Here is a 14,729-nt window from a genome sequence, read left to right as displayed (position 1 = left end):
TAAAAAATCCTTTGCAAATTAGGCAAAGGATTTTTAAAAGGTGAGATGACTCACCACATCAACATTATAACGGATACTTTCCGTCGTTTCTCAGCTTTGCTACGATTCGCCTTCTAGCTTCTTTTGAATTATAGGGATCCACTTTTGTAAAACGTTTCAGGCCCAGCAACATCATGCGATGTTCGTCTCCATCTGCAAATGCATTGATGGCATCTTTACCATACTTGTTAATACGGTCAGCTGCATCATACAAATACGTATGCATCATATCCAGTTCAAACTGACAGGCTGCTTCACCTTTTTCTTCAACCATTTTGGCCGCACGCAACAAGGCGCTTTCCGCATTAAATGTTTGAATGGCCATGTCTGCAATATTCATCAATACTTCCTGCTCATGTTCGATCTTCATCATGAATTTTTGTACCGCAGCACCTGCTGTTAACATGATGGCTTTTTTGAAATTGGCGATGGCCTTGTATTCTTTTGCAAACGGCGTATCATCTTCACTGCCAAAATCAGGAATGCTCATCAGTTCTTTTTGCACATTCATAGCAGCCGTCATAATATCCAGACGGCCTTTCATGGCACGCTTCAAAACCATATCAACGGTGAGGAGTCGATTGATCTCGTTTGTTCCTTCGTAAATACGGTTGATACGGCTATCACGATAAGCTCTTGAAATATCATATTCATCACTGAATCCGTTTCCGCCATGTATCTGCACACCTTCATCAACTACATAATCCAATACTTCACTACCATCAACTTTCAACATCGCACACTCAATGGCATATTCTTCAGCGGCACCAAGCAATGCTTCATTGAAAGGTTTGCCTGCAGCTAAAAGATCATGTTCCATATCATCGATCCACTTACTGGTGCGATACAAAGCACTTTCGCAAACCCAGATACGGGTTGCCATTTCTGCCAGCTTGTATTGAATGGCGCCGAAGTTGATAATAGGTGTTTTGAATTGCTCACGTGTTGTTGCATAGGTTAATGCAATATTCAATGAGCGTTTTGAACCCCCTAATGCAGCGGCTGCTAATTTCAAACGACCAATGTTTAAGATGTTAAACGCAATGATATGACCTTTGCCTTGTTCACCCAATAAATTTTCAACCGGTACTTTACAATCCTGGAAATAGAGTTGCACAGTTGATGAACCTTTAATGCCCATCTTATGCTCTTCCGGTCCTTGTGTAAACCCTTCCATACCACGTTCAACAATAAAGCCGGTAAAATCTTTCCCGTCAATTTTTGCAAACACGGTATAGATATCTGCAAAACCACCATTGGTGATCCAGCATTTTTGTCCGTTTAAGATGTAGTGCTTACCATCTTCACTTAACACAGCTGTTGTTTTTGCACCCAACGCATCACTGCCACTGTTGGGTTCGGTTAAACCGTAAGCACCTTTCCATTCACCCGTTGCTAACTTGGGAATGTATTTTGTTTTTTGTTCGGGTGTACCGAAATATAAAATCGGTAATGTACCGATGCCCGTGTGTGCAGCAATAGCAACAGAAAAAGAGTAACCACCACCTAATCCTTCATTCACTAATGTTGCAGTAATAAAATCTTTACCGAGTCCGCCAAACTCTTCAGGAGCAGATGTACCAAGTAAACCTTGTTCACCGGCTTTATCCATCAGCGAAGGCATCAACCCTTCTTCCATTTTATCGAGTCGGGCTACAACAGGTAAAACTTCAGTATCAAGAAATGATGCACACATTTCTTTCACCATCACTTGTTCCTCATTAAAATTTTCAGGCGTAAATGTATACTGCGGTGTGCTTGTTTTAATTAACCATTCGCCACCTTTCAGTTTTGTTGCAATCGTTGCGGTGCTCATATCAATAGTATTTAAAGTGTGTAGAATTATTTTTTTGAAATGATTCTTATTTCAGATTATCATATACTATCTGTAACACTTCTTTACAGATATCAATTTTATCAGCAGGTACTCCGAGTAATGCTTCGTTCAATGTGTTGTTGGCTACATTCATCGTTTCTTCTTCCAGCTTACGACCCTGATCAGTTAAGAACACCTGGTTAATACGCCGGTCGTTTTTACTCGCTACCCGTTTTACAAGCTTCAGCTTTTCGAGGTTATCGACCAAACGTGTAATACTGGGTTTATCCCGAAACGTAGCATTGCACAAATCCTGCTGACTCAAACCATCATTCTTCCACAAATGGTAGAGTACGCTCCATTGTTCAACGGTAATTTCAATTTTACCCTGCTTCATATTCTTCTGCAAACGCCGTGCTATTGCCGTGCTGGCTTTGCCCGTCATGAAGCTGTATAATTCGCCTTTTCTAAATTGGTTGTTTGGCATATAGTTGTTTATGCAACTACCCAAATATAATAATACTTTCCGAAAGCTGGCAAAATTTTTCTTAAAAGAGTATCTTACTATTTCTCCTCTCCCTACACAAAGCTGCCTCCCATTTTTCACCACCAAAACCAATCTAACATGACCATCGATCAGGCCGCTCCTGTTTCGCAGAGCGAACGTATTGTTCTTCTCGATTCCCTGCGGGGAATTGCTATTCTCGGCATTTTATTGATGAATATCCCGGGCTTTGCCTTACCCGATCCTGTTTATCACGATCCATCTGTACTCAATGAATGGGGAACCATCAACTTCAATACCTGGTATTTTATTGATTGGTTTATGGAAGGAAGCCAGCGGGCACTATTTTCCATGTTATTCGGTGCCGGTATTATTTTATTTATCAGCAGGCAGGAAAAGAAGAGTGAGGGACTTTGGCCGGCCGATTATTTTTTCCGCAGACAACTCTGGCTGCTCGTGTTTGGCCTGTTCAATGCGTTTGTGCTGTTGTGGTTTTGGGATATTCTGTTTCACTATGCCTGTATTGGTATGATTGCGTTTACGTTTCGCAGAATGACGCCTAAAGCATTGATCATCGCTGCTATTGTTTGTCTTGGTTTGCAAACGGCAAGAGATAATGTAGATGCATACCGTGATCGTAAAATGATTGCAAAAGGAGAATTGATCGCTAAGATGGATACATCAACAATTAAACTCACTGATCAGCAGAAAGAAGATCTCGGGGCAATGACTGCTTTGAAAGAAAAAGCCAGTGAGAAAGGAAGACTTAAAGAAACGAATAAAAACCTTGCAATTGTGAGAGGTGATTATTGGGGTTTTTATGATTATCAAAGTGCAAGAAGTTTGCGGGGCGAATTATTTTACACCTACTTCGGCATTTGGGATATTTTGATCTTTATGTTTTTAGGTATGGCCTTTTTTAAATCGGGCATCTTAATAGGACAAGCTTCAACAAAAGTTTATTGGGGTTTATTCATTGGCGGGCTTGGTATTGGTCTTGTGCTGTCTTACTTCCGGTTACAACCTTATATCGATTACAAGTTCAACGAATTTGATTATAAGAAAAATGTACTCTTCGAGTTTTATGAAATTTCAAGAGTCTTCCGTTCAGTTGGAATTTTTGGTTTGATCATGTTGCTTTACAAATCGGGTTTGTTCAAATGGTTCTTTGCATTGCTTCGGCCTGTTGGCCAAATGGCGTTCACCAATTACCTGATGCAATCGCTTTTAGTTGGATTGTTCTTTTATGGTGTTGGTTTTGGCATGTATGGCAAACTAACCCGTTTTGAAATGTATTATGTGGTTGGAGCAACCTGGTTGCTGCAAATTATCTGGAGCCATATCTGGCTACGGTTCTTCCGCTTCGGTCCGCTTGAATGGTGTTGGCGTAGTTTAACATATTGGAAGCGTCAGCCGTTTGTAAAATAAAATTCAAAGCCTGTTGTGTGATCATACAACAGGCTTTGTTCTTTTGAACTAGTCGTGCAAATACTTTTTTTGCGGCTATCTTTGATCCCTCAATGCCGCAATTACACCGTAACGATATACTCAACCTTTTTTCGAAGATCACGCCACGTCGTGCATGGAATATGACGAAAGTGTGGAGCAGCTACCAGTTAAGCCGATTTTTAAAGAAGCCTGTTCAATGGGGCTACCCCATTTCTATTTCGTTTGAACCAACTACAAGCTGTAATCTGCGTTGTCCTGAATGCCCGAGTGGTTTGCGTGAATTCACCCGGCCAACAGGTATGTTGCAGAAAAGTTTTTTTGAACAAACGATCGACGATATTCATAAAGATCTGCTTTATCTCATCTTTTATTTTCAAGGTGAGCCCTATCTCAATCCTGAGTTTTTACCAATGGTAAACTATGCTGCAAAGAAAAAAATCTATACAGCCACCTCTACCAATGCACATTATTTAACGGAAGAAAAAGCAAAGCAAACAGTAGAAAGTGGTTTGGACCGTTTGATCATTTCCATTGATGGCACCACACAGGATGTGTATCAGCAATACAGAGTTGGCGGCAAGCTTGATAAAGTATTGGAAGGCGCAAAGAATATTGTGAAGTGGAAGAAAGAACTCAACAGTAAAAAGCCATTTGTTGTGTTCCAGTTTTTAGTGGTGAAACCAAATGAACATCAACTGGAAGATGTAAAACAATTAGCAAAAGAAGTAGGTGTTGATGATGTGTGGTTTAAAACTGCACAGGTATACGATTATGAGAATGATCCAAACAAACTCATTCCAACGCTTAACAAATACAGTCGCTATAAAAAAAATGCTGATGGTTCTTATTCACCCAAGAATAAATTGCAGAACCATTGCTGGAAGCTCTGGCATGCAAATGTTATTACCTGGGATGGATTGGTAGTGCCCTGTTGTTTTGACAAAGATGCCATGCATCAACTCGGGAATCTAAAAATGCAATCGTTCAAAGAGGTTTGGCACAACGATAACTACAAACAGTTCCGGAGCGAACTTATGACCAGCAGAAAGAATATTGATATCTGCGCCAATTGCAGCGAAGGATTAAAAGTGTGGGAAGAGTAGTTTTCTGTAACGTTACCATCAACTCATTTCCGGCACGGTTTCGGGTTTGGTTTCATACCTTATTATTTTAAGAGGCAACCAAAGTGAAGCGTTCTCCGTTACTGTGTATTATGGTCAGCTATTTAATAATTAAGCTCAAAACTATCAGCATGAAAACATTGGTATTAAATTCGGCAATGTTGCTTATTTGCACAGCATTTCTTTTTTCCTGCAAAAAAGATAAAAATGATGGCCCTTCAGTAAGAATTGTAAAAGAGTGGACGCTTCCTTTGAGTGCAAAAAATGAAAACCCTGCGCCTGCAGGCCGTAATGAAACCGGAACGTTTGTGTTACGTATTATGAGTGATAATTCTGTTCAATATAATATCACTGTTACCGGCCTTACTGCCGGTGATGCATTAACTGGAGCACATATTCATACAGGCAACCCGGGTGTTAATGGCGGTGTAATTTTAAACTTTGCTCCAACATTTACGGGCGGCTCGGCATCTGGTTCTGTTGCAAATGTTCGGCCAACCTTGCTCGACAGTATGAACAATGGTATTGCCGAATTGTATGTTAATGTTCACTCAACCCAAGTAACAAGTGGGTTGGTAAGGGCGCAGTTAAACAGCACTGTTCAATGGGCGCAGGATGTTTCTCTTTCCGGAGCAAATGAAGTTCCTGCGGTCACAACTACGGCAACAGGTTCTGCAAGGTTTCGTTTAACCACCGATGGCAAATTGTACTATGTTGTAAATGTTACAGGCTTAACAGCAGGCGATGGAGATCTGACTGCCGCACATATACATAACGGTGCTGCCGGTACAAATGGAACTGTTTTGGTTGGATTAATAAGTGCTGTGGCAGATTTTGGTGTAAACAAACAACTGCAGCTAACCGATGTGCAAAAAACAGCAATTGAGGGAACTGGTGCCTTGTATGTAAACGCACATTCTACCCTTTTCCCTGCAGGTATTGTAAGAGGTCAGATTCGATAACAATCACATCTTAAAATATGACCGGGCATTCAGCCCGGTTTTTTTATGCATGTATTTAATTGCTTGTCTTTCTTCAATTCATGTTCTCATTTATCTGACGTTTACTGGTTAGGGAAGAGCATCTTCCTTAATTCTTCTAATACATTTCATGATTCACACATTTTACTCTTGTGGCATGGTTTAAGCCACAATGAGCTACTCAGCTAATCAGGAGAATTTTATATCTCCAATTTCATTATTAAAAAAATGTGCGTTATGCAAAAATTCTTATTAAAAAGTGCGGTGCTGCTATTTTTACCTGCTGTCTTCTTTTCCTGCAAAAAAAATAAAACCGATACAACTGTTGTAAAGGAGTGGTCGCTCAATCTGAGTGCAAAAAATGAAAACCCCGCACCTGCAAGCAGGGCTGAAAGCGGTTTGGCAACAATTAAACTCATGAGTGATAATTCAATCACTTACAATTTTAATGTTACCGGTCTTGCAAGTACTGATGCGTTGACTGCAGCGCATTTTCATTCCGGTAATGCGGGCGCCAATGGTAGTGTGATCTTAAATTTCAATCCTTCGTTTTCGGGAACCGCTTCAAGTGGTACAATTTTAAATGTGCGTCAATCATTAGTTGACAGTTTAAAAAATGATGCGAATGAAATTTACTTCAACGTTCATTCAAACCAGGTTGCTTCAGGTCTCGTTCGTGCGCAGATCAACACAAAAGTTGAATTGGCAATGGATATCATGTTAAGCGGAGCCAATGAAGTTCCGGCAGTAAATACTTCTGCTACAGGTATGGCACAACTCCGACTGACTGCTGATAAAAAATTATACTCAGTGATAACTGTTAGCAATCTTGCAGCAGGCGATGCATTACTTTTTGCACATCTGCATAATGGTGCTGTTGGTGTAAACGGTGCAATTGTATTGGGCATTGCCGGGTCTGCCAGCGATTTTGCTGTTAATAAAGTATATGCTCTAACCGATGCTATTTATAATTCCATCAAAAGTGATGCGATGTATGTAAATGCGCATTCAACACTTTACGCAGGTGGTGTTGTAAGAGGTCAGATCCGATAAAAAACCCTTCCTCTATTATACAGCCGGGCAAAGCCCGGCTTTTTTTATTACATGAAATGATCATGTGATGTTTCTTATACATTCTGTTTTATTTGTAATTTCATTGCATGGCATCATTCAGCAGCCGTTTACGGCAAATTATTCTCTTAGTTGTTTTAATTGCATTGGGCTTACTGCTCGTAAAAGAGCTCTATATTTTTCTGCCGGGTTTTCTTGGCGCTATCACACTTTATATTCTCAGCAGGGGTTGGTACCGCTATCTTACCATTAAGAAAAAATGGAACAAGAGTTTAACTGCAACAGCTTTCATGCTCGGCTTCCTGGTGCTGTTTGGATTACCTGTTTATTATATTATCAATTTACTATCGCCAAAAATTACTGAAGTATTCAGCCATTCAGATGAAGTAGTACAGGGTTTAAAATCTGTTTCGGCACAAATAAAAGAATGGACGGGACAGGAATTGTTTACCGATGAGAACGTAGCTGAACTGCAGAAACGGGTTGCGAATTTTTTCCCCGCTTTTCTGAACAGCACAGCCATGATCGTATCTAACCTTGCGATGATGTTGTTTGTTTATTTCTTTATGCTCACCAATGGCAAAGCCATGGAAGCATCATTCGATTATTTTATACCCTTACACGAAGAAAATATTGATATCCTTGCTAAAGAAACCATCAGCGTAGTAAGAGCAAATGCTATTGGTATTCCGCTCATCTCGTTGATACAGGGGATTTTTGCACTCGTTGGTTATTGGATATTCGGCATCAATGAATTTGTGCTGTGGGGTTTTATTACCGGCGTGTTTGCCTTCTTCCCGATTGTGGGAACTACGTTGATATGGGCGCCGCTGGTTGTGTTCCTGTTTTCACAAGGCAATACCGGACAAGGTATCGGCTTATTGATCTATAGTTTACTTGTAACCGGCAATGTTGATTACCTCGCAAGGGTTACCCTGATGAAACGTTTAGGCGATGTTCATCCGCTTGTTACTGTACTGGGTGTTATTGTGGGATTAAGCTTGTTTGGTTTTTGGGGTTTCATTTTCGGACCATTACTCATCAGTTATTTTATGCTGCTGTTTAAAATTTATACAAACGAGTTTGGATCAATGAATCCGGTAGAAAACCCACATAATCATGGCTCATAATAACCACTAATTGCCATAAAGAGCACAAGAAGAAAATTTACTTTATTGCGTTGTGGTACTTTGCGGCTTCGTGTCTTTGTGGTTCAATTTTTCCCAATTTCTTTTATCCATTTTGAAATCAACGCCACACCTTCTTTATGAACTCTGTTGCGTCCAAGTTCAGGCATCGCAATACCCGGATCAACACTATTCATTCGATAGATCATAAACGATTGGTTGGGTTTACCCGGATCAATGGCATATTTTAAATGACCACTTCCTCTGCCTGCTGCTACAGGTGTTTTATTAATGCCTAAAGCAGTTGGGTTTGTTGTATGTATATCTAAGAACAAGCCCGAAGTATTTGCCGGGCCATCGGGATTATGACAATTTCCGCAGTTAATATCAAGATAGGCTCTTGCACGATCGTTGAGTGTTCCGCTTTGTTCATCGTTCCATTTTGCATTTGCGGGAACCGTTGAGGTTGGCAGATCGATAAGACCCAGTTGTTGCCAATACTGCAATTGATTTCGTTTCCCGTCTGCATAAACATAGTCGCCATTAAGATGCCGGGCAGCAATACCAATCGGAATGATGGTATCCTTACGACCATGACAACCCTTGCATTGCGGTTGACTGGGAACAACATATTGTGCTTTTAGTTTCTTTCCTGCCGCATCAATGTATTCAACAGTTGTTACATCACCAATAGGCTCAAACACCGCTTCTGTTTGTTCTTCGTTCCATATGTATTGATACGTGTGCCAGCCGTCTTCCATATTTGCCAGCAACCTTGTTTCAATAATCCGTTTGCCAAGAGCTGGTTTGCGCACATCGTTGAAGTAATAAAAGTTTTTGATGAGCACAGTACCCAACGGCATATCGAATGCTGAGGTAGAGTTGTAGTTGATCTTTTTACCGGCAGGTACTTTTATAAATCTTGCTTTCTCGGCATAATCACTGAACAATGGCGTATTGAGATCGTAAGGAATGATACCATCAGCAGGTTGCAGCTCATTCAATTCTCCTTTGAAGAAATTGTATTCGCTTAGGTTTTCATGAAACTGAAAAGATGGATCGGTTTGTTTATTGCTGAACGATAGAACAACAAACATAAAAGTCAGCAAAACAACTGTAACGATCAGTTTCTTCATGGTTCGAATGTATAATTTTCAATTGTCATTTCGACGAAGGAGAAATCTGCCGGGCTATGTACTGCAGTTGAACAGATCCCTCCTTCGTCGGGATGACAGTATTATTCATCAATTTTTCAATTCTGTTTTCGGTACCGGCTGCAACGTACAATCATGTTTCGATGCATCTCTGCTGATATGCTTAAAACCGTTCTCTGCATCAAGATTTGCAAAGCTTTGATTGCTGTTATTGCGGATGCAAATCTGTGCAGGTTGTTTTGTATCCACAATCCCATCGTATTGTATATGTGGTACATTTTTTCCGAATCGTAATTTAAAACGGTACATCTTGCCCATACGTCCCTTACCGGTTGTTCGCACTGCTTCACGTTCGTAACTGTTATTATAAATATTGATCTGCGTTGGAAAAGGGTAGTATGATGAATCCTTAATTGGATTTTCGGTAATGTAATAACTCACAATAGCTGTGCTTGCAGTAATATTATTGATGATCTTATTTTCAAACACATCAACGTGATTTGTTGCAAGGATCATTACACCGGTTCCCTGCGGCACTTTACCCACAATATTTCCCTTGGGTGCAAAGTTGACATGATTGTTATGATGCACATTGTTGCGATACACCCGTATGTAACCACCTTTTTTCTGCACAAGATCGGGCAGATCAAAAATTAAAATACCACCGGTATTATTGGTGGCTTCGTTATCATACACATCAGCATACAAAGAATTTTCAATTTCAATTCCAGCTACATTTTCGGTGGCTTTTGAATTTTTTACAATAATGTAACTGCTTTGTCCCACATAAATGCCCGCATCACTTGCACCTCTTGCTTCACAACCATCTATCAACACATTGGTACATTGAACAGGATATAAACCATAAGCCCCATTCTTGCTGTTGGCTCCTCTTGTCCACTCTGCTTTCACCTGTTTAAACGTTATGCCATCTACGTTCTGTGTTTTCACTGCATCTCCTTTGGTATCCTGTACCGTGAGATCCTGCAATACAATATTTTTTCCGTTGGTAACTTTTATTCCCTCTGCACCACTCACCTGGTTGCTGAAGTTAAGAATGGTTTTATCCATTCCTTTTCCTTTAATGAGTACATTTTTCTTTCCATCGAGCCACAAACTCATATTGAGCTGAAACGTTCCTTCCGGCAATTCAATGATTGAGTTATCAGTTGCAGTAACAAACAGGCGCTGAATTTTCTTTTGTTCTGTTTCCTGCGATTGAACAGTTGCAAACGAAACTAATAAAACAAATGTTGAAGTAAGACGAAGTTGGCAAAGCATAAAGGTTGTATAAGGTTGCAGACAAATTACAAATTCTTTTCTATGCTTGCAGGGCTTTCCCTAACTTTCATTACTAAAACGTTTGTTATGTCATTCAATGGAAAAACAGTTTTTATTACAGGTGCGTCGAGAGGTATTGGTAAAGCAATGGGGTTGAAATTGGCGAAGGAAGGAGCCAACGTAGTGGTGGCAGCAAAAAGTGTGGAAGAAAACCCCAAGCTGGGCGGTACTATTTTTTCGGCAGCTGATGAAATGACGGCGGCTGGAGGAAAAGGACTTGCCATTCAATTAGATATTCGTTTTGAAGATCAGATACAGGCAGCTGTTGATAAAACTGTTGCAACATTTGGTGGTATTGATATACTCATCAATAACGCATCGGCTATTTCATTAACTCCAACAGAACAAACCGAAGCGAAACGTTTCGATCTCATGCATAGCATTAATGTGCGTGGTACATTCCTCATGACGAAAGCCTGTATTCCGCATTTACGCAAAGGAAAGAATCCACATATACTCACCTTATCACCTCCCGTTAATTTAAAACCGAAATGGCTGGCCGGGCATATTGCTTACACACTCACCAAGTTCAACATGAGTATGATGACACTTGGCTGGAGCGAAGAATTAAAGAAAGATGGTATTGCAGCAAACGCACTCTGGCCACGTACAACCATTGATACTGCTGCTGTAAGAAATTTGTTAGGCGGTGAGGCATTAGCGAACATGAGCCGTACTGTTGATATACTTGCAGATGCTGCACATATTATTTTAAGCAAACCATCGAATGAATGCACCGGCAATTTATTTATTGATGAGCAGCTTTTTGCTGCAGAAGGAATTACTGATTTAAGTAAGTATAGTGTAGTACCGGGTGGTAAGTTGTTTACTGATTTATTTGTGGACTAAGAGATTGAAAGATGAAAGAAAAATTGTGCGCTTCGTTTACAAATTTTCAACACAGAGAAGCAGAGATACGGAGAACGGAGAGGATTTGAATGTTTGAATTTTGGACATTGGTTTTTGGATTTTTCTTCTTTGTGCTTTAGTGCCTGTGGTTCAAAAAATGAAATACTTATTCATACTTCTTTTATTCGCCGCATGTAAAACAAAACCAGCCATGCAAAACGACGAAGTAAAAATTCACGCTTTCCGTTTAAAACCCGGACAGGATCTGAAACAGGAAATAACCTCTTATGTGCAGCAGCATAAGATTGAAGCAGGCTGGATCATGACCTGTGTGGGCAGTGTTACACAATACAATCTTCGTTTTGCAAATCAACCTGATGGTAGTAAAGCCAATGGTCATTTTGAAATTGTGAGTTTGGTTGGAACAGTCAGCATCAACGGTTCACACCTGCACATGAGTGTGAGCGATAGCACCGGTGCAACAATTGGTGGTCATTTGCTCGACAGCAACATTGTTTATACCACAGCTGAAATTGTAATTGGTGAAGGCAAGCAGCTTGTATTTACCAGAGAGAAAGATGGAACTACGCATTGGGAAGAACTGCAGATAAAACCAAAACAGTAAGCATGTTTAAGCTCAGCCGTTTGCAGGTGATCAGCTTGTTTTATGCAGCAGCTTTATTGCTGTTTACAGTTTACTGGAGTCAGTATTACGACACTTACGCAACAAAAAAAGGTGAAGAGTTATTTATTGCATTGGAAGTATTGTTGTTTGTCAGCTTCTTTTATTTTGTTGTGCTGCAAATCTCCATTGCAAAAACCAATTGGGTATTGACCTTAATGCTGCCGATCATTAACGGCATTATCAGTTTCCTGTTTACCATAGTTGTGTTATGGCTTGGTTCGTTAGATGGCAATCCGGAAGAAGATATTTTGATTTTTGGTACTGTTTATACATCTCTTTCGGGGGTTGAGGGATTGGTGTTGTGGAATAAGACAGAATAAAAAACCGGAGCTTATAACTCCGGTTCTCTATTTCTATCATTCAAAAATTTATCTCAACACATCCTTCGGCACTTCTCTCTCCAATAAATTCTTATAAATAAACATTGCTATTTCATTTTGTGAATGGATCTGCTGGTTACCACCCCAACCATGACGACCACCGGGGTACAACATAAACTCAAAATGCTTTTTCTTCTCCTGTAATTTTTTCACCAGTTGCATACTGTTCTGCATATGCACGTTATCATCCATTGTTCCATGATAAATACGCAGCAACCCTTTGTACTTATCAATGTGTGTGTAAACAGAAGATGATTTGTACCCTTCCGGATTTTCTTTCGGCGTATCCATAAAACGTTCAGTGTAATGAGTGTCGTATAAACTCCAATCGGTAACACTGCCCCCAGCCAAACCATGTGTAAAATAATCAGCACCATATGTTAAGGCATAAGCACTCATATAACCACCATAGCTGAAACCGCTGATGGCAACTTTATTCTTATCAACACCTGCATTTTCAATCAACCATTTTACAATCGTGATCCAGTCTTTCATTTCCCAGTAACCAAGGTTGCGGTGCATGTAGTTGATCCCCTCCTTTCCAAAGTGACCACTTGCACGATGATCCATCGCCACCTGTATCATTCCTTCTTTCGCCCACCATTGTTGCTGCATGTTTAACGCCCAGCCATCAGAAACCGTTCCTGCATTCGGACCACCATAAATGCTGATCATCACAGGATATTTTTTATTCTTATCGTAATTAGCAGGCCAAACAATCCGCAACGGCAGATCATATTTTCCATCTTCACTTTTTACACGCAGCAATTCCGTTTTTGCCAAAGCAGTTGTAGCAAAAGCTTCACCAACTGCATTTCCTAATTCACGAATCACTTTTCCTTTGTTGTTAACTACTACCATTACATCGGGCGTTGCAACGTTTGAATAGTTGGTTACGAAATGCATTCCGTTAGGTGATACTCGAATATTGCGATGTGTAAACTCACCAAATGTTAAGCGCATTAAACCAGTGCCATCAAATTTTACTTTGTACAGATCAAATCTTGCACTGTTGTCTTTACGGCAGGTGAAATAAACGAGTTTGTTTTTTTCATCAACCAGGTTTACAGCAGTAACTGTGTAAGAACCGCTGGTGATCGCATTGATGCGTTTACCACTCATATCATGCAGGTACAAATGATTCCATCCTGTTGCATCGCTTTGCAGAATAAACTGTTTGCCATTTTGCAAAAAAGTAATCCGGTTTGCATCGTCGAGATCAACCCATGTTTTTTGTGTTTCATCGTAGATCACTTTCTTGCTGCCATCTGCCAGGTTCATTTCATATACTTTCAGGTTATCCTGAGTACGTGGCATCCACTGGATCCATAATGCACTGCCATCCGGTTTCCACAAAGGCATACCAAAGTATTGATCATCTTTCTGATTAAAATCCGCCCACACAGTTGAGCCACCATCCGGAGCCACTACACCAACTTTTACTTCAGGATTTTTATCGCCTGCTTTGGGATAACGTGTACGTTCAATAAAACCATGTTGTCCTTCTTCGCTGTAAATAGGAAACATCGGCACTTCGCTTTCATCCATGCGCATGTAAGCGATCTTCTTACTATCGGGGCTCCACCAAAAAGATTTGTAGCGGCTTGCACGACCAAGAATTTCTTCGAAATAAACCCAGCTTGCATAACCGTTCAGGATCACATCGGTACCATCGTTGGTAAGCTGTGTTTCTTTTTTTGTAGCAAGATTGATCGTATACAGATTGTTGTTACGAGTAAAAGCAACATATTGTTTATCTGGCGAAAGAACAGGATTTTTTTCTTCATCAACATTGTTGGTCAAACGTATTTCTTCGTTTGCCATTTTCAAAAACAGATCCTTGTCTTTATAAATAATTTCCGGCACCACCACCATAATATGCATGTCGGGTGCTTTGTAATCGGTTTCTTTTCCTGTTTTAATATCATGTACATATTGTTTTCCTTCACGACGAATAATGAAACTGTTATCGCCTGCCCATTCTACAAACTGCGGTAATGGCTTGGTTACTTTCTGTGCCGCTCCTTTGAGCATCTGATCGGTGGTTAATGCTGTTTGAGCCGATGTTGCTGTGGCAACGATCATCCACAACAGAAACAATCCTGTTTTTCTCATGCTTGAATTTTTTTAAGGGGATGAAGATAATTTTTTTGCTGATTGCCTGCAGGTGAATTGGATGAATGGAATAAAAAAGCCGCAGTTGTTTTCAACT

General features: G+C 40.3%; 13 protein-coding genes. 8 read left to right on the top strand and 5 right to left on the bottom strand.

Annotation, left to right across the window (positions count from 1 at the left end):
* Positions 1 to 64: 64 nt before the first annotated feature.
* Positions 65 to 1,855 (bottom strand): acyl-CoA dehydrogenase family protein, encoded by a 1,791-nt coding sequence (locus VK159_RS16250; protein ID WP_324231217.1) that lies wholly within the window; start codon positions 1,853 to 1,855, stop codon positions 65 to 67.
* Positions 1,856 to 1,901: 46 nt separating this feature from the next.
* Positions 1,902 to 2,342 carry a MarR family winged helix-turn-helix transcriptional regulator gene (locus tag VK159_RS16245; RefSeq protein WP_324231216.1) on the bottom strand — a complete coding sequence of 147 codons (441 nt, stop codon included), beginning with the start codon at positions 2,340 to 2,342 and terminating at the stop codon, positions 1,902 to 1,904.
* A gap of 138 nt (positions 2,343 to 2,480) precedes the next feature.
* Here VK159_RS16245 and VK159_RS16240 point away from each other — a divergent pair, with 138 nt between their 5' ends.
* From VK159_RS16240 to VK159_RS16220, 5 genes are all read left to right on the top strand, one after another.
* Positions 2,481 to 3,788, top strand: coding sequence for a DUF418 domain-containing protein (locus VK159_RS16240; protein ID WP_324231215.1), 1,308 nt, complete (start codon positions 2,481 to 2,483; stop codon positions 3,786 to 3,788).
* A 92-nt stretch (positions 3,789 to 3,880) separates the two neighbouring features.
* Positions 3,881 to 4,912 (top strand): radical SAM/SPASM domain-containing protein, encoded by a 1,032-nt coding sequence (locus tag VK159_RS16235; protein ID WP_324231214.1) that lies wholly within the window; start codon positions 3,881 to 3,883, stop codon positions 4,910 to 4,912.
* A 149-nt stretch (positions 4,913 to 5,061) separates the two neighbouring features.
* Complete coding sequence (locus VK159_RS16230; protein ID WP_324231213.1) at positions 5,062 to 5,892, top strand: CHRD domain-containing protein; 831 nt, start codon at positions 5,062 to 5,064, stop codon at positions 5,890 to 5,892.
* Between the two features lie 255 nt (positions 5,893 to 6,147).
* Entirely contained in the window at positions 6,148 to 6,963 is an 816-nt protein-coding gene (locus tag VK159_RS16225) for a CHRD domain-containing protein (protein ID WP_324231212.1), read from the top strand.
* 107 nt (positions 6,964 to 7,070) lie between these two features.
* Positions 7,071 to 8,111 (top strand): AI-2E family transporter, encoded by a 1,041-nt coding sequence (locus VK159_RS16220; RefSeq protein ID WP_324231211.1) that lies wholly within the window; start codon positions 7,071 to 7,073, stop codon positions 8,109 to 8,111.
* Positions 8,112 to 8,194: 83 nt separating this feature from the next.
* On the opposite strand, the gene VK159_RS16215 is transcribed toward VK159_RS16220, so the two are convergent.
* Both VK159_RS16215 and VK159_RS16210 read right to left on the bottom strand, forming a co-directional pair.
* Positions 8,195 to 9,244, bottom strand: coding sequence for an SO2930 family diheme c-type cytochrome (locus tag VK159_RS16215; protein WP_324231210.1), 1,050 nt, complete (start codon positions 9,242 to 9,244; stop codon positions 8,195 to 8,197).
* A gap of 108 nt (positions 9,245 to 9,352) precedes the next feature.
* Positions 9,353 to 10,543 carry a parallel beta-helix domain-containing protein gene (locus tag VK159_RS16210; RefSeq protein ID WP_324231209.1) on the bottom strand — a complete coding sequence of 397 codons (1,191 nt, stop codon included), beginning with the start codon at positions 10,541 to 10,543 and terminating at the stop codon, positions 9,353 to 9,355.
* Between the two features lie 87 nt (positions 10,544 to 10,630).
* On the opposite strand from VK159_RS16210, the gene VK159_RS16205 reads away from it, so the two are divergent.
* The 3 genes from VK159_RS16205 to VK159_RS16195 all read left to right on the top strand — a co-directional run bounded on the left by VK159_RS16205 (position 10,631) and on the right by VK159_RS16195 (position 12,457).
* Positions 10,631 to 11,452 carry an NAD(P)-dependent oxidoreductase gene (locus VK159_RS16205; protein WP_324231208.1) on the top strand — a complete coding sequence of 274 codons (822 nt, stop codon included), beginning with the start codon at positions 10,631 to 10,633 and terminating at the stop codon, positions 11,450 to 11,452.
* Between the two features lie 211 nt (positions 11,453 to 11,663).
* Entirely contained in the window at positions 11,664 to 12,077 is a 414-nt protein-coding gene (locus VK159_RS16200) for a PPC domain-containing DNA-binding protein (protein WP_324231207.1), read from the top strand.
* Between the two features lie 2 nt (positions 12,078 to 12,079).
* Entirely contained in the window at positions 12,080 to 12,457 is a 378-nt protein-coding gene (locus tag VK159_RS16195; RefSeq protein ID WP_324231206.1) for a hypothetical protein, read from the top strand.
* A gap of 48 nt (positions 12,458 to 12,505) precedes the next feature.
* Here the strand turns inward: VK159_RS16195 and VK159_RS16190 are convergent, their stop codons facing one another.
* On the bottom strand, positions 12,506 to 14,632 hold the full coding sequence (locus tag VK159_RS16190) for a S9 family peptidase (protein WP_324231205.1): 2,127 nt from the start codon (positions 14,630 to 14,632) through the stop codon (positions 12,506 to 12,508).
* Positions 14,633 to 14,729: the final 97 nt, after the last annotated feature.

The sequence above is a fragment of the Lacibacter sp. genome (assembly GCF_035299325.1).
Lineage (GTDB): Bacteria > Bacteroidota > Bacteroidia > Chitinophagales > Chitinophagaceae > Lacibacter.
The sequence above is the reverse complement of the archived record's forward strand: the minus strand, read 5'-3'. Positions and strand labels throughout refer to the sequence as shown.